The 20333-nt window shown below is 41.1% G+C and carries 11 protein-coding genes; 5 read left to right on the top strand and 6 right to left on the bottom strand.

Translation table 11 applies throughout. The annotated features are described in order from the left end of the window. Positions 1 to 66: 66 nt before the first annotated feature. The 6 genes from U2718_RS30140 to U2718_RS30115 all read right to left on the bottom strand — a co-directional run bounded on the left by U2718_RS30140 (position 67) and on the right by U2718_RS30115 (position 9381). Positions 67 to 3648 (bottom strand): PAS domain S-box protein, encoded by a 3582-nt coding sequence (locus tag U2718_RS30140; RefSeq protein ID WP_342001185.1) that lies wholly within the window; start codon positions 3646 to 3648, stop codon positions 67 to 69. A gap of 122 nt (positions 3649 to 3770) precedes the next feature. Further along, a complete protein-coding gene (locus U2718_RS30135; RefSeq protein WP_342001183.1) occupies positions 3771 to 3935 on the bottom strand; it encodes a hypothetical protein in 165 nt (54 codons plus the stop codon). A gap of 245 nt (positions 3936 to 4180) precedes the next feature. Continuing rightward, positions 4181 to 6292 carry a TonB-dependent receptor gene (locus U2718_RS30130; protein WP_342001181.1) on the bottom strand — a complete coding sequence of 704 codons (2112 nt, stop codon included), beginning with the start codon at positions 6290 to 6292 and terminating at the stop codon, positions 4181 to 4183. Positions 6293 to 6370: 78 nt separating this feature from the next. Beyond that, positions 6371 to 7312: a tetratricopeptide repeat protein gene (locus U2718_RS30125; protein ID WP_342001179.1), complete on the bottom strand. Its 942-nt coding sequence runs from the start codon at positions 7310 to 7312 to the stop codon at positions 6371 to 6373. A 278-nt stretch (positions 7313 to 7590) separates the two neighbouring features. After that, entirely contained in the window at positions 7591 to 8082 is a 492-nt protein-coding gene (locus tag U2718_RS30120; protein WP_342001177.1) for a GNAT family N-acetyltransferase, read from the bottom strand. Between the two features lie 120 nt (positions 8083 to 8202). Then, on the bottom strand, positions 8203 to 9381 hold the full coding sequence (locus U2718_RS30115) for an RpoD/SigA family RNA polymerase sigma factor (protein WP_289792455.1): 1179 nt from the start codon (positions 9379 to 9381) through the stop codon (positions 8203 to 8205). An 848-nt stretch (positions 9382 to 10229) separates the two neighbouring features. Here U2718_RS30115 and priA point away from each other — a divergent pair. From priA to kdpF, 5 genes are all read left to right on the top strand, one after another. Further along, entirely contained in the window at positions 10230 to 12839 is a 2610-nt protein-coding gene (priA, locus tag U2718_RS30110; protein ID WP_342001174.1) for a primosomal protein N', read from the top strand. Positions 12840 to 12880: 41 nt separating this feature from the next. Beyond that, entirely contained in the window at positions 12881 to 14182 is a 1302-nt protein-coding gene (locus U2718_RS30105) for an NAD(P)/FAD-dependent oxidoreductase (RefSeq protein WP_342001172.1), read from the top strand. Positions 14183 to 15825: 1643 nt separating this feature from the next. Next, on the top strand, positions 15826 to 17511 hold the full coding sequence (gene kdpA / locus U2718_RS30100) for a potassium-transporting ATPase subunit KdpA (RefSeq protein ID WP_342001170.1): 1686 nt from the start codon (positions 15826 to 15828) through the stop codon (positions 17509 to 17511). Between the two features lie 138 nt (positions 17512 to 17649). Continuing rightward, complete coding sequence (gene kdpB, locus U2718_RS30095; protein WP_342001168.1) at positions 17650 to 19758, top strand: potassium-transporting ATPase subunit KdpB; 2109 nt, start codon at positions 17650 to 17652, stop codon at positions 19756 to 19758. A 297-nt stretch (positions 19759 to 20055) separates the two neighbouring features. After that, complete coding sequence (kdpF, locus tag U2718_RS30090; RefSeq protein WP_342001166.1) at positions 20056 to 20325, top strand: K(+)-transporting ATPase subunit F; 270 nt, start codon at positions 20056 to 20058, stop codon at positions 20323 to 20325. Positions 20326 to 20333: the final 8 nt, after the last annotated feature.

Below are 20333 nucleotides of genomic sequence, written 5' to 3'. Positions count from 1 at the left end.
TTCAGAAGTTGGCATTTTATATTTAATTATCTTATTAACTTGTTTGATATGATTTGATACTACCCTTTACGGCACGCTTAAAACATCATTAATAGTGTCCAATAATTCCTTAATGGTGTAAGGCTTCGATAAAAATGCTTGCACATCAACACCACTAACTTCTAAAAGCTTATGGTTGGAAGTAAGCCCACTAATGACAATAATTTTGACAGAAGGATTAATTTGTTGCAGAATGCGAATAGCTTGGAATCCATCTATCGACGGCATTTGTATATCCATCAATACTACACTGATTTCATTTTTGTGTTGGGCGTAGAGTGAGAATGCTTCAATACCATCACTGGCAACCAGAACTCTGTAGCCGAACTCTTGTAGTGAGGTTTTAGCAATATCTCGAATAAATTTTTCATCATCCACAACCAGAATTAATTCACCATTTCCTCTCACTGTCTGTGAGTCATTAGCTTCCTGTGTTGTCGATGTGTTAATGGCGCTAATGGCGCTCAAGAACAGCTTAAATTGGCTGCCTTTACCCACTTCGCTATAAACGTTTACAAAACCACCGTGGTTTTTGATAATACCAATAACAGTGGAAAGCCCCAATCCAGTACCTTTGCCCGGTTCTTTGGTTGTAAAAAAGGGTTCAAAAATTCGCTCTAATAACTCTGGTGGAACACCGCATCCTGTATCCGACACGGTGATCAGCACGTAGTTACCAGCTTTTGCCTCCAAATTCATCCTGGCGTAGTTTTCATCAACATGGAAATTTTTAGCGCAAAGACTGAGGGTACCTCCATTAGCCATAGCATCACGAGCATTTACACACAGGTTCATCAACACCTGATGTATTTGCGTAGGATCTGCCAAGATTGTCCAAAGATTTGACGTTGGTATATTAATGCAGATTTCAATTGATTTAGGAAATGTACTTTTGACAATCTGCTCAATTTCCTTTAGTAAGTGTCTTGGTTGGAGGGGAACACGCCTTCCTTCAGCTCCGCGTGCAAATGCTGTAATTTGCTTGACGAGATCTGCACCACGTTTAGAATTGTCTTCTAGAATTTTCAGCAGTTGCCGATTTTGCCCATCCAGATTGGGAACTTTTAGTGGTAGCAGTTGAGCAACAGCTATAATGGGTGTCAGTATGTTATTTAAATCATGGGCAATACCACTTGCTAGGGTACCCAAACTCTCTAACCGTTGTGCTCGATAAAACTGAGCTTGGAGTTGTTTTTTCTCAGTGATGTCAGTATCGACGCTGAGGATGGATTTTGGTTTTCCTGCCTCATCCCGCATTAGCGTCCATCTGGTTTGAGCGATGATCTCTTGTCCAGATTTTGCGATCTGATTTAGCTCACCCTGCCATTCTCCTTGCTCAACAACAGTTCTGAGAGCCTCTTCCATTTGAGGTGATCTGTGCTTGTATAAAAACTCGCGACAGTTTCTACCAATTGCTTCTGCTGCCAACCAGCCGTACAAACGTTCAGCACCTGAATTCCAATACAGGATGCGATAACTTAAATCGCGGACAAAAATGGCATCGGTAGTAATATCAAGCAAAGCAGCCTGTTCACGGATTTTCTGTTCTGAGCGTTTGCGTTCACGAAGCGCAGCTTGCCGTTCGCTGATATCTTTCATAAAGCAATAGTGTCCAACAAATTGCTTCTGCTTGTTAAGAGTAGGGATCATAGTAAGTTGCTTGTAAAAGATGGAGCCGTCTTTGCGGATGCCCCTAGCCTCAACTTCCACCTTGCCAGCACTCAGAATTTGTTGATAAGCACTCATCACCATTTCAATGTCTTCGGGATGCACAGTTTGCTGCCATGCCATGCCGATCATTTCTTCAGGCTGATAACCAACCGCACTGGCGTAAGCCTGATTGACCATCATATAACGTCCTTGAACGTCTAACTGCGAAATTCCCTCCACAGCATTGCTCAAGGCAGCACTCATCTTTTTGAGTTCATCTTCTGCCTGTTTTAAGTCATTAACGTCTGTGCAAGAACCAATCCACGCCACAACCTTGTTTTCACTATTACGCATCGGCAATGCCCGCACCAGATGCCAACGGTAAATCCCATCTGCCCGTCGTAAGCGATACTCTACGTTGTAAGGTGTACTGTTTTGCAGCGCCTCTTGCCACAATGTCATTACTAACTGTACATGATCGGGATGGACAGCACTCAACCAACCATGCCCTCGGATTTCCTCAATTGTCATTCCTAGATATGTCTGGAATTGCTCGTTGAAGTCGTAGCTAAATCCATCGGCATCTGCCACCCAGATCATTTGTGGGATCGCTTCGGCTAGTGTCCGATACCTAGCTTCACTTTGCTTGAGTGCCTCTTCTGATTGCTTGCGATCGCTAATATCAAAAAGCATCCCTACCATTCGCACTGCTTGATTGGACTCGTTGTAAAGTCCTCTACCCCTAGCCAATAGCCAGTGATTGCTACCATCAGGATAAACAACGCGATATTCGGCTTCGTACTCAGTCTGGGTATCAAGAGCATAGCTAATTGCCTGCTCAACTCGCTCTATGTCATCAGGATGAACGCGATCGCGCCACATCTGATAATTAACCTCAATCTGATTTGGTGTGAAACCTAGTAAATGATAGTGGTTATTATTCCAGAATATTTCACCTGTAGTCAGATTCCAGTCCCAAAAACCCGTGTTAGTCAAGTCTAAGACAAGCCTACGCTGCTCTTCGCTCTGGCGCAGATGTTCTTCCGCTTGTTGGCGTTCTTTGATTTCCTGTTGTAACCTCGCATTTGCCTCAACAAGCTCAACTGTACGTTTTGCTACTCGCAGTTCTAATTCTTCATTTGTCTGGCGTAGGGCTTCTTCCAACAGTTTGCGTTCGCGTAGTGCGGCTTGTCGTTCGCTGATGTCTTGAATCACAAAGATAAAATTCTTGACTTCACCAGAGGGTTTGCGAACTAAAGAGACAGTCAAATTAATCCAGATATAGGCATTGTCTTTACGAATGTAGCGTTTCTCTACCGAATAAGTTTGAATTTCATTAGCCAATATCTGACGAACATATTCCAAATCGGCATTGAAGTCATCGGGATGTGTTATGTCTTCCAAGGTGAGCCGATTTAATTCCTCAGGACTATAACCCACAATATCGCAAAATTTCTGGTTAACCAGCAACCATTGTCCATTTTGTCCTACGTGAGCGATACCAACAGCTGCTTGGTTGAAAGTAGCCTGGAAACGTGCTTCGCTCTCCTCTAATTGCCCACTCAGGCGAGTTCTTTCTAAAACGTTTTGAATAGCTAGACGCAGGCTCTCTGAGGTTGTATTTCTTTTAACCAAGTAGTCAGCAGCACCACTTTTCATCACCTGTACTGCTACCTGTTCATCCCCTTGCCCTGTTAATACTATAATTGGGAGTTTTGTTTGACCTAATTGAGTCGTCAACTCATGAAGAAACTCCAGCCCATTCACATCCGGCAGTAAATAATCAAGCAAAATTACGTCCGGAAATTGCTGCCGACACAGAAACAAGGCCTCTTCCCCAGTCGAAGCCTCTAAAATTCTATATGTGTGTTGCTGATCCCGCAGTAGGTAGCGGCGATAAGTTTCTCGATCTTCTTGGCAGTCATCGACAAGCAGAACTCTCGGTATAACTATAGTCACTTATCTCCCTCCGATTTGTACCAAGAAAACTAAGAAAATCAATTAGCGATCAAGGACAGCTTGACAGGGATGAAAGTAGAAGTTGAAAGCTTACGTTAAACTTTTACACCTTAGTCAAGACTTCAGTTTGGTTTGCTTTCCTGGCTTTTAGCTTTCTCTAAACCATCTTGAATAAGTATGCGAATCTTCTGAGCCAGAGATAGTTGACACCAGAATTTATCATTTGAGTACGCTCGTTCAATTTCTTCTCTTAAGCCTTCAATATCTACTGAAATTCGCTTTGCCATAGCATATTTTTCTAGCTTTTTATAAATTACCTATAAACTTACATCTTGAGTTTAAAGGCTTCAATATGATTCACATAAGTTCATTTTGCTTTAAGTCGGAATATTTTGAAGCTAGAAGGTAGGAGAGTAGAAGCCGGGAGACAGAGGGCAGAAGGAAGAGAGGGGAAACGGAAGAAGATTAGGGAAGTAATAAACAATTGTACAGACGGGATAAATCGCGTCAGTACCTAATGACCAATGACAAATTACAAATTCGATGTTAAACCAATCCGAAAAGTAAAGCCAGGGCTATAAGTACGATTCACTCGCTCGTATTGTTCATCTAATAAATTTTCTAAGTAAACAGTAATTCCTAAAGTTTGGGTGATCGGTACGCGAGCGATGAAATCTAAATTAAAGAAAGATAGAACAAAATCAGTTGTTTTGTCACCAGGATTAGTAAAGAAGGCTCTGCGAGCACCACTATTATAAGTAGTATATAAATTCACCTGCCAGCCTCCACTGGCGTAACTAATGCCAGCTTGAGCAACGGAGTAAGGAATCATGCCCAACTGTAAACCTTTTTCTACCCCTGTTTTAATTTCGGCGTCTGTATAAGTATAGTTAACAAAAGTAGACCAACGAGAAGCGATTTTCCATCGTAATGCCGCTTCAAATCCATTAGTATCTACAAGTCCAATATTTTCCCATCTACCATTAATTATTCCCAAGCGATTATCTAAGCTACTACCAAAGTAAGTAAACTGCCCGATTAAATTCTCAGAAAAATTAACATCAACTCCCGCAGTCCAAGATGAGCCTGTTTCTGGCTCTAAATCTGGATTAGGCAACCACCCATGTACTGTATCATAAACATATAATTGATCTAATCCTGGATTGCGCTGTCCTCCCGTCCAACTTCCGCGCACTGCAAGGCTTGGTGTCACAGCATAACGCAATCCTGCACTGGGATTCAAATAATTTCCAAACTGACTATCGAAGCTTTGCCTCAAGCCAAAATCTAGCTGAAAAGCATTAGTAATATTCCAAGTATTAACAGCAAATAATCCTGTATTGAATACGTTCCTATCTTCTATTTCATTTAAAGCAATGCGATCAGGGCGTGTACTATCAGTCTCACTATTTAAATCAGTATTTTTTAAATCTAATCCCCAGCGCAACTTATTATTCGGGGTGAGTTGCCACTCGTGATCAATCCTTGCTGTCAATTGTTGTGTATCTAAAACACCTGTACGGTAATATTCTATGCCTCGCAAAACTGTGGGGCCATAAGTACTAAAGTAATCTTGATTGTAACCAAGCGTAGTTGTCAGAACAGAATTCTCACCATTGCCGAGCAAAGTTTTCCAAGATAAACCCAGATTTAATCCATCATGATCTAATCTGTCTTTTTGTAGCGGGAAACCAAAATAAACTAAACCCCGGCGACTGCTGAGTTTAGTTACATCTAAACTGAGAGTATTTTTGGCATTTAAATCAAGAATTAAGTTACCAAAGTAGGTACTAGTAGCAGTATCTGCATTGAATAAATAACCATCAGCATCACGATTTGCTGCTCCTTCTGGAACTCGGTAACGGTTATCAGTAAAAAACCTTTCAAAACTGAAATTATATCTAACAGAACCAAAGGCACCAGCATAACTAGCTTGTTGATTATTTAAATTTAAGGAGCCAAATTCAGCAGTAGCATTCAATTTAGGAATACTGCTGCCTTCTTTAGTGATAATATTAACAACTCCACCAAAACTCGATGAACCATATAGAATCGAAGCTGCACCACTATATAGTTCCACTCGTTCTATAGCTTCTGTGGGAATACTATTTAAATCAGTCGCACCATGATAGGTATTAATATTAGTATTAATTGGTCTACCATTAATGAGGAATATAGATTGATTTATTGAAGCTCCCCGGTAGTATGTACCAGTGTGAATATCTGCTCCTGGCCCTACATCATTGATAGCAAAACCTGGCATTCTTTTTAAAATATCAGCAACACTTGTAGAACCTTGCTTTTCAATTTCTTCTTTCTCAATCACGTAAGTGGGAGTAGATAAAGGCAGAGTGTCTTTTTCGCCTGTTACTTCTATTTCTATGTCTCCCTCATTCGTGGAATCTTCGTTGATGGGCGGTTCTGTTTCTGTTGGCGTCGCTGACTCGTCTGATTCAGACTCTTGAGTTAATAATTTAGCTTCAGTAGCAGGTAATTCTATTTCACTTAAATCGGGAATTTGTAAAATATTTTGGGGCAATTTGTGAGTGTGTTGTTGATTTTTTTCAATATCAACAGCTAATGCAGGAGATGCTATCAACAGACTCGGTACAGCAAATGAAAGCAGAAACAGGCAAATTTTCACTTTTAATTGATCACTGCTCGTAAAAATACTCAGTGATATTTTTAGGGTTTATGCAATTTGCTGTCAAAAGACAAGCTGTCATACTTTTACTTTTACGAGAGCAATTTCTACTATCGATGGAATTTGCTGTTGCACAGTCTTAATTAAAGACAAGGTTTTTTCGTAGGCAAGTCTTTGTCCCTGGTATCCAAAGTATTTAGCTGCCTTATGTAAGTCAGCTAGTGCAGATTGTTCATAACCGAGGCGGTGAAAGGCTATTCCTCGGTTAATATAGGCATGACCATCACTAGGATTTAGTTGTATTGCCTCAGTAAAATTACGCACTGCGCTGGCATAATCTTGATTTTTAGCACAAGCACAACCTCGATTGAAAAAAGCTCTATCATCGGCCGCATTCAGACGAATTGCCATGTTGAAGTCATGCATAGCCGCTTGTAGGTTTGTTAACTGCAAGCGCGCTAGTCCTCGATCATTGTAAATATCAGCAACTAAAGGATTAGGTAGCTGGGGGGTTTGACTTAAGGCGAGATTGTAGTCGGCAACTGCTTGCTGGTAATTTTCTAGAGAGGCTTGGGCTACCCCTCGGTTATAATAAGCTCGAAAATCATACGGTTTAAGTGCGATCGCTTTCTCATCATCAGCGATCGCTGCTTGATAATTTCCTTGTCTGTAGTAGGCAAGCCCCCGGTTAAGGTAAGCATCTGCCTTGTTGGGTGCTAAACTTATTGTTTTTGTGCAGTCGGCGATCGCATTGTGATAATCTTCTATTTTCAGGTTCGCAAGACAGCGATTACTATAAGCTGCGACAAAATCTTTTTTCTCCTCAATCGCCTGTTGGAAGTCTTGAATCGCTTCATGATAATTACCATGCAGCATATTCTCTACCCCCAATTGAAAGAAGTCCTTTGCTGCGATTTGGGTAAAAGATGTAGCTAGTGAATGGGCAGGTGGAGCAAGAAAAAAACAGGTAAATGTAAGGGCAATAATTAAATTACCAATTAATCGATAGCAGTAATTCATAAAAATTAATGAGATTGGTATAAATAAGAAAAGTAATTTTTTGTAGTAGGGGGTGGATTTACATAGAAGATATTTAAACTATTTAGAGAGATTAAGGCGTATTTGGTGCAATACCATCCTTAATTTTTAGGTTCACAATCTTTTCTCGTCAAAAGACAAGTTGTCAAAGTTAGTCATTTGTCAGTGGTTAGTGGTTAGTAGGGGCGGGTTTAGAAGAAAATTATCAACAAAACCAGCCCGGCAGTCGCTCCCCCTCTCCCACTCTCCCCCTCTCCCTCTTACCCATTCCCTAACTCAGCAAGCGCCTCTCCTGTGACGCGGCAAATCCGCCACTCATCCAAAATCCCTGCTCCCATGCGGCGATAAAATTTAATAGCTGGCTCGTTCCAATCTAGAACACTCCACTCTAACCTTCCACAATTTCTCTCTACAGCAACTTGAGCAACTTTAGTTAAAAGAGCTTTGCCAACGCCTTGGCGGCGGTACTCTGGAAGAACGAAAATATCTTCCAAATATATTCCTGGTTTCGTCAAAAAAGTTGAATAATTATGAAAAAACAGAGCAAACCCAATCGCTTGCCCTGTATATTCTGCTAATATTGCTTCAACGTATTTTGCTGAACCAAATAAGTGTTCCTTAAGTGCTAAAGGGCTCCCAGTAACAGCATCAGATAACTTTTCGTATTCTGCTAGGGCTTTAATTAATTCAAATAAGGTGTTGCAGTCTTCTGGTTCAGCAAAACGCAATGCTAAATTGCTATGCAATATCATTAATAATTTCATCCTTGGTCAAGAGTCATTAGTTATTAGCCCATAGTTCATGATTCGTAGTCAATATTTCAAGATTTTTAACCCTTGAAAAATAACAAATGACAAATGACAAATGACTAATTACACTAACCAACCCTTCAAGCGTTTGGCTATGTGAGGGCGGCGCAGTTTCCGCATCGCTTTACTTTGAATCTGGCGTACACGCTCGCGAGACAGATTAAACATATTGCCAACCTCTTCCAATGTGCAGGGTTCGCTGGTTGTTAACCCATATCGCAGCGAAATCACGTCTTTCTCCCGTGGGGTTAGTACGTCACCTAATACTTCCCAAATCTCCTGTCGCATCATACTTTCGTTCATTTTTGCTTCTGGAGATTGGTTATCTTCGTCTTCTAGCAAATCCATCAATTCCGTATCTTCTTCTTTACCAACACGGTGGTTGAGGGAAAGTGCTTGACGACGTAGTTGCTGCAATTGGCGTAATTGTTGCGCCGGAATTTCCAATGCTTCAGCCATTTCTGCTTCACTGGGATTCCGCCCTAATCTTTGTTTAAGCTCTCGTTGAGCTTTTTTCAATTTATTAAGTTTTTCAACTATGTGAATCGGCAAGCGAATGGTTCGCGCATCGTTAGCGATCGCCCTCGTGATTGCTTGTCTGATCCACCAATAAGCATACGTAGAAAACTTATATCCTTTATCTGGATCAAATTTTTCAGTAGCACGATTCAAACCCATTGCTCCTTCCTGAATTAAATCCAAAAAAGGCACTCCCCGATTTAAATATCGTTTGGCAATTGATACAACAAGGCGTAAGTTAGAACGAATCATTTTCCGTTTCGCTACTCGCCCTTGATACAAACGATGTTCTAACTGCTTTTCTGTTATCTCTAAATGTGTTGCTATATTTTCCTTGGTAGGCTGCTGTCCCAGTTTTTTTTCTAAGGAAGTATATAGTTCGTTTACTTCTTCTAGAAATCGCACTCGCCGCGCTAGTTCAACTTCTTCATCAGGTTTGAGTAATGGATAACGCGCCATCTCTTTAAAGAAAGCGCCTACAGCGTCGTCGTACTCGGTTTTGTTATATCCCGAAGGACGTGCTGCCGCCATCTCATCCCCAACGCGATCATCTATTTCCAGATTTTCTAAGTTTTCGATAATAGGGGATTCTTCATCTGCCACTGCTTCTAAATTATCAAGAGTTGGTTCTTCATTATCAGCAGCATTTTCTATCATTGTCATTGTTCCCAATTCAGCAATATTCATAGCTTCCTTCAGGGATTGTTGCTTGGTTTGGTACATAAGTTAGTGACAGCTGCTCTAAGATACTTTCTAGTTTTTATATGTGACAAATGCACCTGTCTCTTAGCAAAACTTTTTTCTGCTAATTCAGAATTGATCCCGAACTTAAATTTTCATATATCATGGCTAAAGTTCACCAGAGATGATGAGTTTTCGATACTGCTGGCGACTTTAACAGTTGGTTACACCTGGATACACTTCCTCACAAACACGATACTCTTACTATTCCAACTTTCATGATTTAGTTCGGCAATCCATATATTTTTCATCTTTTTTTTAATTACAAAATATGTCAAACCCCCTCAAATAAAATTGCTTAAACTTAACAAATATAAAACTTTTCCTTAAAATTTGCCAATTTCTTAAATCTTCACATATATTTAACAACTTTATAGTTTCTATGCATTGCAATCCTCGAAACTAATCAGCAAAACGCTGATTAAGTTATACATAACTTAAAAATTTACAATCAATGATATAAACTTGACAGCACAACGTGTAGCAACCTATTGCCTGGTAAAAAGGATCTCATATACTGACAGTAATTAATATCTATCAATAGGGAGAAAAGCTCTATTACCTAGTTAGTATGCAGAGAAAACTTACGCAAAACGGCAGATTGATTAGTTGTATCGAGTCTAAATTTAAAGATGCATTACCTCACATAGATAATCTTGATTCCGGTGTTGGAATTACATAAGAGGAAACTTATCAAGTATTATGTCTGGTGACAGTATTGCGAACTACATTTTTAGTAGGGCAAGACAGGCGGTTATAGTTGAATGAGCAAGGTTAGATTTCAGCAACTAGCAGAGGAAAATATTTATCTATAAATATATTGAGGAACTATGTATATTAATGATGTAAGTTTGACTCCTTTAGCTGTTGCTGAACCAGGTAGCTCCTACAACTCAAGCAGAAATGAAAATCGGTGGGTTCAAGTTCTGGTAGACTGTCCGGGAATTGGAAAAGAAGCCGCAACACAACTAGAGGAAGGACACAAAGAAGAAAAACTATATACCTATCGATTACCAGTAGGTTTAGAAGTAAAACCAGGGGATATTTTAAGTGTGCCATTTAAATGGCAACAGGTAGGAGGGATAGCTGTTCGTTTACTGGCTCAACCTCCTGCTCACCTTATAGCCGCAGAAATTAGAGATGTGGAAGATGTTATCCACCCAAAATTTTTTAGAGAAACGTATTGGCAGTTACTAGAAAGGGTGTCACAGTACTATTACACCCCCCTAATTCAAGTCATACGCACTGCTTTACCACCAGGATTGCTAGGGCGATCGCAGGCTCGTCTTCGCCTCAAACCAGAAAATATTCCCAATGGTGCAAATGAATTTGTCAGTTTGGCAGCCCGTGAAATCCTCAAAATTCTTCAATCCCAAGTTGATGGGGACTATAGCTTCAAATTCCTCAAACGTCAGGTAAAAGGATTTTATCAGGCAAAAAAACAACTACTCCAACGCGGATGGGTAGAAACTTATGTACAAATGCCTAGATACTCTCGACCTCAGACGAAACCAGTAGTCACCTTGACTGTTAGTGTACCGCCTATTGACCTCAACAAGCGTCAAAGAGAAATTTTAGAAGTCTTGAAGCGGCACGGAGGTGAGTTGTGGCTTTCAGAGTTTCTACAAATTTGCAATACAACTACCCCTACTTTGAAGAAGCTAGAGGAGAAGGGCTGTATTGTGATTGCAGAAAGGGAAATATTACGAAGCGAAACCGCTTTTACAGTCACAGCAGATCAACCCAAATCTTTAAATCCTGCTCAGTCTCAGGCATTATCTACCATCAGAGGAGTGGAAGGCTATGGAACTGTACTGCTGCATGGGGTGACTGGCTCCGGAAAGACAGAAGTTTATTTGCAAGCGATCGCTCCTTTATTAACCCAAGGCAAATCCGCCCTTGTTTTAGTACCAGAAATTGGACTCACACCCCAGCTAACTGATCGTTTCCGAGCTAGATTTGGCAACAAAATCAGCGTCTATCACAGCGCCCTCTCCGACGGAGAACGTTACGACACTTGGCGACAAATGCTGACAGGAGAACCCCAAGTAGTTATTGGTACGCGCAGTGCAATTTTCGCTCCTCTGCCCAATTTGGGTTTAATTATCTTAGACGAAGAACACGACAGCAGCTTTAAACAAGACTCCCCCATCCCCACCTACAACGCCCGTAATGTTGCTCAGTGGCGCGCCCAATTAGAAAATTGCCCCTTAGTTTTGGGTTCAGCAACACCCTCATTGGAAAGTTGGATCAGCGTGAGGACTAGTGAAGACGCAAAGACGCGGAGACTGGCAGACGCGGAGAAGCTATCAAAAACATTCCCCCCCTCTCCCCCTACCCCCCTCCCCTTGTCCTCCTACTACCTCTCCCTCCCCGAACGCATCAACTCTCGCCCTTTGCCGCCTGTAGAAGTAGTAGATATGCGGCAAGAATTCCATCAGGGTAATCGCTCCATATTTAGCAAATCCCTACAAGAAGCCTTACAACAACTCAAACAACGGCATCAGCAGGGAATTTTATTTATCCATCGACGTGGACATAGTACATTTGTATCTTGCCGTAGCTGTGGATATGTGCTGGAGTGTCCCCACTGTGATGTCTCTTTGTCATATCATCACACCGAGGAAGGAGCGCCACAAATTTTGCGCTGTCATTACTGTAATTATGGGCGATCGCATCCGCGTCAGTGTCCTGAATGCGGTTCCCCTTACCTTAAATTCTTTGGTAGTGGTACGCAACGAGTCGCCCAGGAATTAGCAAGACAATTTCCCGAACTGCGTTTGATCCGTTTTGATAGCGATACTACCCGCACTAAGGGAGCGCATCGAACGTTACTTACCAGATTTGCTAGTGGTGAAGCAGATTTATTAGTAGGTACGCAAATGCTCACCAAAGGATTGGATCTACCACAGGTAACATTGGTGGGAGTTGTCGCCGCTGATGGACTTTTACATTTATCTGATTATCGTGCCAGTGAACGAGCGTTTCAAACCTTAACTCAGGTAGCTGGGCGTGCTGGCAGAGGTGAAGATTCAGGTAGAGTGATCGTGCAAACTTACACCCCAGAGCATCCGGTGATTGAGGCGGTGCGAAATCATGATTATCCGTCCTTTATTCATGCTGAATTAGAACAACGCCAGGCACTGAATTATCCTCCCTATGGCAGGTTGATACTATTGCGCTTAAGTAGCAATGATCCCACAGAAGTGCAGAACACTGCCCAATTGATAGTAACTGCTTTGCCGCAACAAGAAGGTTTAGACATCATGGGGCCAGCACCAGCTAATATATTACGGGTAGCAAATCGTTATCGTTGGCAAATACTGTTGAAGTTTACCCCTGATGCGCTGCCACAATTGCCAGATTGGGAGGAAGTGCGTAAACTTTGTCCGGCATCTGTAAGTTTAACAATAGATGTTGATCCCTTAAATATGATGTGATAATTCAATTGGCTACCCAAAAGTGCTTGTGGGTGAAAGTTATGGCCAAGAAAGTTATTATTATTGGTGCAGGGCCTAGTGGAGTTCTGCTTGCTCACTACTTGCTACGTCGTGGAGAGAATTACCAAGTAGATATTTATGAACGTCGCAGCGATCCACGAGTTATACCTTTCTCCAAATCTAGAACCTTCCCCATTACTTTGAGCCAAAGAGGTATAAAGGCTTTACGTAAAATAGAAGGGCTAGAGGAAGCAGTAAAAGCCATCAGCCTAGAAGTTACCGGAACAATCATTCATCAAAAAAACGGTAAGACAAGCTTAATAGCCAGACAAAAACCTTTAGTGAGTCTTGATCGCACTAGGTTAGCGATCGCCTTACTAGAAAATTTAACCCAAAAGTATGACGACAGCAGGCTTAACATTCACTTCAATTGTGAATGCACTCAGGTTGATTTCGCTGAAAAACAGGTGAAGTTTCAAAACACAGAAACCAAAGTAGATTTCACCGTTGATTATGACTTGTTAGTCGGTGCCGATGGAGCGCGTTCTGCGGTTCGAGAAAGTTTTTTATCTATAGAAAACTTTGAGTGCCAGCAGAAATACGTTCCCTCTGCCTACAAATCGATTTTTCTTCCTTCTGGCAACAACTCAGAAATAAACTTACAACCCGGTAAAATCCACTCTTGGAGGCTAGATGACACTACATCAGTACTATTGCTTTATCAACCAGATGAAACGATAAGTGGTGTAGTCACCTTTCCTTACAAGCAAAATCAGGTAGTAAGTCTTTCTAATGCCCAAGAGGTACTCAAATTTTTTCATCAAAATTTCCCTGAGGTTGGTTATCTGATGCCAACATCAGAAGCAGAAGCTTTTGTCACCAGAACTGTATCTAGGATTTTAACAATTCGCTGTAACCGTTTTCACCAAGGTGATAGTACGCTGTTGATAGGAGATGCAGCTCACGCAGTATCGCCTTCTCTCGGACAAGGCTGCAATGCTGCCTTGGAAGACGTTGTTATTTTTGACCAAATTTTAGATGAGAATTCTGACAGTTTGGCTGAGGCTGTTGAACAATTTAGTGTACGTAGATTTCCTGATGTTCACGCCTTAGTGGAAATGAGCGATTATGCTTTTCCATTATCTAAAAGATTGTTTATTGAGTTTGTATTGCGGCAGAGGATTGCTAAAGTTTTACACCGCTTGTTTCCAAAACACTTCCTGCCTTCGTTGTTTGAGGTGATTTCTGAAGACACAAATTCCTATTCTCAGGTGTTGAATTACTACAAAGACTGGATAGCGAAAGTGAAAGAATCAAACAAAAAGCTCACAGCTAGCACCTAAGCAATTTTCATTAGCTAATTATCAAAGCTCCTAATAGAGGTGTTTTTAAGTCGTGGGTGAGTGTCGAAACAAAATCTTCCTGCATCTGCGTCAGTTGTTTGTGACAGTATAGCTGTGCTTGCGTATAAACTATAGTTTCTTTCTGGAGGTGATGGCAATTGCTTAACCACTCCGTTACCACTAATACCGATACCGCATTGAACGATTGGCGATCGTAGGCATATTAATCGGTTCTGTTCCAGGTATCAACATCACAAGCTGCTAGTGTCACAGCCAAGACAGCAGTACGATTCAATTGGAAATATGCTAACAAACTTGTGCCAGTGTACAAATAGTCGAGCACATACTCTGGCGATGTTAAGTATTCCAGCGCTATAACTACAGTAAAGAGAAAAGCTATTAATTAGCAAGCGCTTTTTCTTTTATCAAAATTAATTTGTACTGATGTTTGGAAAATTTTTATCTATTTCATCTATGTAGAACTAATTTCATCAATACTATTAAATGAATAATTTGAGGTATTCATAATCTTAGTTTGACTAACATAAGTGATTAGGCAAAATTAAAGTTATGGGTGGAGTCAAGGGAACTCTTAACAGGGAACGGAGAGAACTCTGTAGACGCGTTCGCCGTCAGGCGTTGCGTTAGCTCCACTCTACGAGAAGCCGCTCTGCGTCTACCGGGCGTCTACGCGGAGCGAGGCTCAGAAGTTTGGAGGAACAACAAAAAAATGTGTAATTAATTTTGTTTAGGTACTTATCTACAAATAGATTAGCTAGATGTTTTCTGATATATTTTACTTACAGCTGATGGATTGAATCATATATAGATACAAAAAATAAATAATTTAGATAAATTTATCACTCAAGCTGAATGAAATTAGCAGAGATTTAATGTAAAACATATTGATGGGTTTTTAAAAGTTAATAAGTTTTGATAATCTGCGCATCTATCTAAAAAGTAATGACAATTCCCTTGTTTGATTGACTAACTTACATGATTGGCAAAAAACATAACTTGAATTATTCAAAAAATCTTATAGATGCAATATAATCTTGTCTACACTTCTTTCACTTTTGAGCAGCTACTAATTCCTAATTAAAAGCCTAACTTCTCAACTATCCAAATCTCATAGTTTCGATGAATTTAAAATGTATCTACTGAACAATTTGTATCTTGACTTATGTATAAAGCTATACTTACATTTTAGTGCTTTTGGTAGGATAATCTGTAAGGAGAGATTCTGATACTAGTTAAGTATAAACAATATATAAATTGCAAGTAAAAATTATGATTCTAAAATTCAGGAGAAATGAATGAAAGATAAATAGAATTACATTCGTTAGAAAGTTTTAAGTAGATAGGTTCAAATAGAATAATTGTTATAGTTCAATAGTAATAGCTCCAGCTAGTTTGATATTTATTGATGCACTTTGCTTTTATTTATAACCTACTTACTGACTATAACTATCTGGAATTTATACAAAAAAAATAAAGAGTTCAGATTGAGAAAATGAAGCAAGACGAAATATTGTCAAGTTGCAGAAGATTAACCTACTTAGAAATAGTCTTTTATTTCTAGAGCAGTCAAATTTTAGCAATTAAGCTAAATAAAAGAAAAATCTATAATTCAGCTAAAATTCATGGGACAAGGCTTTTTGCAAATTGGTTTAACGCTTTGTATTTTAATAGCGATCGCTCCGTTTTTCGGTAGATACATAGCGCGTATTTTCTTAGGTGAAAGAACCTTGCTCGATCCAATCATGAATCCGATTGAGCGAATGATCTACGTAGTATCAGGTGTACGTGGCAAGCAAGAAATGACAGGTTGGCAGTATGCGCGAGCTGTTCTTTTCAGCAATCTAATTATGGGCGGTGCTGTCTACTTGATTTTTGAGTTTCAGGGAATTCTGCCTCTCAATCCTAATAACTTTAATGCCCTCAGTTGGGATTTAGCACTACACACAACAATTTCATTTCTCACGAATACTGATCAACAACACTACGTTCCCGAAACAACTCTCAGTTATTTCAGCCAAACAGCAGCTTTAGGTTTTTTGATGTTCACCTCAGCGGCGACAGGCTTGGCAGTAGGTATCGCCTTTCTTCGTGGTTTGACAGGTAGGGCGCTGGGAAACTTTTACGTAGATCTTACCCGTGCCATTACACGAATCTTGCTACCTATCTCTATAATTGGGGCGATCGCCTTAATTATCTTAGGTGTACCACAAACATTTCTAGGTACTGGAGTTGTCACAACAATCGAAGGATATACACAGTATATTCCCAGAGGGCCAGTAGCTTCTTTTGAAATAATTAAGCAATTGGGCGAAAACGGCGGTGGCTTTTTTGCAACTAACTCTGCCCACCCCTTTGAAAATCCCAATGGTGCTTCTAATTTGCTCGAAATGCTCGCCATGATTTCGATTCCAGTGGCATTGATTCACACCTACGGTATTTTTGCCAAAAATACAAAACAAGCATGGCTGTTGTTCTGGATGGTATTTGTAATTTTTGTGGTTTTAGTAGGCATTACAGCAAACGGAGAATATCAAGGCAATCTTCTCATTAATAGTGCTTTAGGTATTGAACAGCCAAATTTAGAGGGTAAAGAAGTCCGCTTTGGCTCTGTACTAACTGCGTTTTGGGCAGTCATGACTACTAGCACTATGACTGGCGCTGTCAACGGTATGCACGATTCCCTGATGCCGACAGGAGGTTTTTCTACCTTATTAAGTATGTTTTTGCAGATCATCTGGGGTGGGCAAGGAACAGGAACCGCATACCTATTAATTTATGTAATTCTGACTGTATTTTTAACTGGTTTGATGGTGGGACGTACTCCAGAGTTTATGGGGCGGAAAATTGAGAAGCGAGAAATAGTTCTCGCCAGTGTTGTGCTATTGATTCATCCAATCGCAGTTTTAATTCCCAGTGCCATTACTCTTTATCTTCCAGAAGCGATCGCTGGAATTACTAATCCTACCTTTCACAGCATTTCTCAAGTAGTTTATGAATATACTTCAGCCAGTGCCAACAATGGCTCTGGCTTTGAGGGTTTAGTAGATAACACCCTCTGGTGGAACTTAAGTACAATCCCCAGCTTACTGCTAGGACGTTACGTTCCCATTATTGCCATCTTGCTATTAGCTGATAGCATGGCTAACAAACAAACAGTTCCAGAAACTCCAGCCACTCTCAAAACTGATACTCTCCTATTTACCAGTATTACAGCTGGAGTCATTCTGATTTTAGGAGTACTAACTTTCTTCCCTGTTTTAGCATTAGGCCCGATCGCCGAAGGTTTTAAAATTGCCACTGGCAGTTAAGGGGATAGGGGATAGGTGACAGGGGACAGGGGATAGGGGACACTCTGACACAGAGAAGGATTCATACTACTGTTCCCCACTCTCCCACTCCCCCACTCCCCCACTCCCCGTTCCCCCAACCCTGTTCCCTTGCATAATATGAATCCAGTTGCAACTACCCCCAAACCACCTAAACCCCAACGTTTTCGCCCATATGATCGCCGTCATGCCCGTAAACAAGCAAAGGTAAATACTAAAGGAATTTATCAAAGAGCTATTAAGGATGCCTTTGTCAAGCTCAACCCTAAAGATGCAGTGAAAAACCCAGTCATGTTTTTAGTCTGGGTTGGTACGCTTGTCACCCTTGCAGCCACAATTGATCCCGAATTATTTGGTTCTGTTCCCGGTAATAACCCACGCTTGATCAACGGCTTGATTACGGTAATTTTATTCTTCACTGTTTGGTTTGCCAATTTTGCCGAAGCAGTAGCAGAAGGACGTGGTAAAGCCCAAGCCGACGCCTTACGCTCAACCAAGTCAGAAACCATTGCGAAAAAACTTTCTCCTGATGGCACGATTACGGAAGTTCCTTCCACCAGTCTGCAACGAGGTGATACCGTCTACGTAGTTGCTGGTGATATTCTTCCCGCCGATGGGGAAGTAATTATGGGTGCCGCTAGCGTTGATGAATCGGCAATTACAGGAGAATCAGCACCAGTATTAAAAGAAACAGGCTCCGATGTTGCTAGCTCCGTGACAGGCGGGACGCGGATTATTTCTGACGAGTTAATTGTTCGCATCACCGCCGATCCCGGCAAAGGCTTTATTGATCGGATGATTGCTCTGGTAGAAGGAGCAGATCGCAGCAAAACACCAAATGAAATTGCTCTGACAGTATTATTGGCGGTTCTCAGCTTAGTGTTTTTATTTGTCGTTGTTACCATACCACCTATTGCCAACACAGTTGGCAGTCCAGTTAGTGTATCAATTTTGGTAGCTCTATTAGTAGCACTGATTCCTACAACTATTGGCGGCTTATTGAGTGCTATTGGTATCGCTGGTATGGATCGGGTTGCCCAATTTAACGTTATTGCTACCTCAGGGCGAGCAGTAGAAGCTTGTGGTGATGTTAACACTTTAGTTCTCGACAAAACCGGTACTATCACTTTGGGTAACCGTTTGGCTGAGGGATTTATTCCAATCAACGGACACTCAATGGAGCAAGTTGCTTATGTCGCTCTGGCAGCGAGTGTGTTTGATGAGACGCCAGAGGGAAAATCGATTGTCCGATTGGCAGAAAAATTAGGAGCAAGGATTAATTTTGACGTTGATAGATCTGAAGGAATCGAGTTCTCAGCTAAAACTCGCATGAGCGGGACAAACTTACCTAATGGGCAACAGGCGCGTAAGGGAGCAGTAGATGCAATTAAGGGATTTGTGCGTTCCCGCAACGGCAACACCTCACCGGAATTAGATAGCGCCTACGAAATGGTTTCCCAACAGGGAGGTACACCTTTAGCAGTCTCCTTTGAGAACGAAATTTACGGCGTGATTTATCTCAAGGATATTGTCAAGCCAGGAATACGCGATCGCTTCGAGCAACTGCGACGCATGGGAGTACGTACCATCATGTTGACTGGTGACAACCGCATCACCGCTTCTGTCATCGCTAAAGAAGCTGGAGTAGACGATTTCATTGCTGAAGCCAATCCAGAAGACAAAATAGCTGTAATTCAAAAAGAACAGCGAGAAGGCAAAATAGTGGCAATGACTGGAGATGGTACTAATGATGCTCCCGCCTTAGCACAGGCGAATGTGGGAGTAGCAATGAATACTGGTACTCAAGCTGCGAAAGAAGCAGCCAACATGGTGGATTTAGACTCAGATCCTACAAAACTAATCGATATCGTTAGTATTGGCAAACAATTACTGATTACTCGCGGAGCATTAACAACATTTTCGATTGCCAATGATATCGCTAAATACTTTGCGATTATTCCAGTCTTATTTGCTTCTGCTAACCTGCAAGGTTTAAATATTATGAGGCTAACCAGCACCAATTCTGCTGTGCTGTCAGCACTCATTTATAATGCTTTGATTATTCCAGCTTTAATTCCCTTAGCACTTAAGGGTGTAAAGTTTAGACCACTGACATCTAATCAACTACTACAACGCAATATTTTAATTTATGGCTTAGGTGGTGTAATAGCACCATTTATTGCAATTAAATTGATTGATTTAATTATTACGGTAGTGGGGTTGGCATAAGAAGGCAGAGGGCAGAGGGCAGTCCCGATGAAAAAATTTCACCGCCAGGTATGAAAATGTTTTTTCCTACACCCCTATACCCTTACACCCCCACACCCACTTTCAAGTCAGAAGGCAGTAGACGCGGTAGACGCGTTCGCCGTAAGGCGTTGCGTTAGCTAGCGGCTTCCGTTCAGCGAAGCTGTTCCCGTTCCCCGAAAGGGGTTCCCGCAGGGTAGGGTAGGTACGGCTTCCGTAGGTAGGCAGAAGGAATAAATAAGCAATTAAGGGTATAAGCACAAGAGAGGGTAAAAAGTTATGAAACAAGTTAATTTAGCGCGCAAATTTTTATTAGCAGATGTTATTGAGGCAATTTCCTTTATTTGGTTGCAATGGCGCAAGCAAAAATTGCCATTGATTCTTTTTATTGCATTATGTCTGAATTTGATTATTGCCCCAGTTGTTTATGCTACTGCTGAAGGTACACTAGAACGTCGTTCTGCTTGGGCGATCGGGATTTTAGGATTGGTAACACTGGCACTGATAATTTACTTATTTTTTGTTGTTTTTCAGCCAGAACGCTTCTAAAGAAATTA

Origin of the sequence: Chlorogloeopsis sp. ULAP02 (assembly GCF_038404745.2) — a bacterium.
GTDB lineage: Bacteria > Cyanobacteriota > Cyanobacteriia > Cyanobacteriales > Nostocaceae > Chlorogloeopsis.
Note: the sequence above shows the minus strand (reverse complement) of the source record. Positions and strands in the feature narration are given on the sequence as shown.

Coding starts and splice junctions, on each gene's coding strand:
- U2718_RS30135 (WP_342001183.1), bottom strand. CDS start 3,935: ATGGCAAAGCGAATTTCAGTAGATATTGAAGGCTTAAGAGAAGAAATT.
- U2718_RS30125 (WP_342001179.1), bottom strand. CDS start 7,312: ATGAATTACTGCTATCGATTAATTGGTAATTTAATTATTGCCCTTACA.
- U2718_RS30120 (WP_342001177.1), bottom strand. CDS start 8,082: ATGATATTGCATAGCAATTTAGCATTGCGTTTTGCTGAACCAGAAGAC.
- U2718_RS30115 (WP_289792455.1), bottom strand. CDS start 9,381: ATGTACCAAACCAAGCAACAATCCCTGAAGGAAGCTATGAATATTGCT.
- priA (WP_342001174.1), top strand. CDS start 10,230: ATGTATATTAATGATGTAAGTTTGACTCCTTTAGCTGTTGCTGAACCA.
- U2718_RS30105 (WP_342001172.1), top strand. CDS start 12,881: ATGGCCAAGAAAGTTATTATTATTGGTGCAGGGCCTAGTGGAGTTCTG.
- kdpA (WP_342001170.1), top strand. CDS start 15,826: ATGGGACAAGGCTTTTTGCAAATTGGTTTAACGCTTTGTATTTTAATA.
- kdpB (WP_342001168.1), top strand. CDS start 17,650: ATGAATCCAGTTGCAACTACCCCCAAACCACCTAAACCCCAACGTTTT.
- kdpF (WP_342001166.1), top strand. CDS start 20,056: ATGAAACAAGTTAATTTAGCGCGCAAATTTTTATTAGCAGATGTTATT.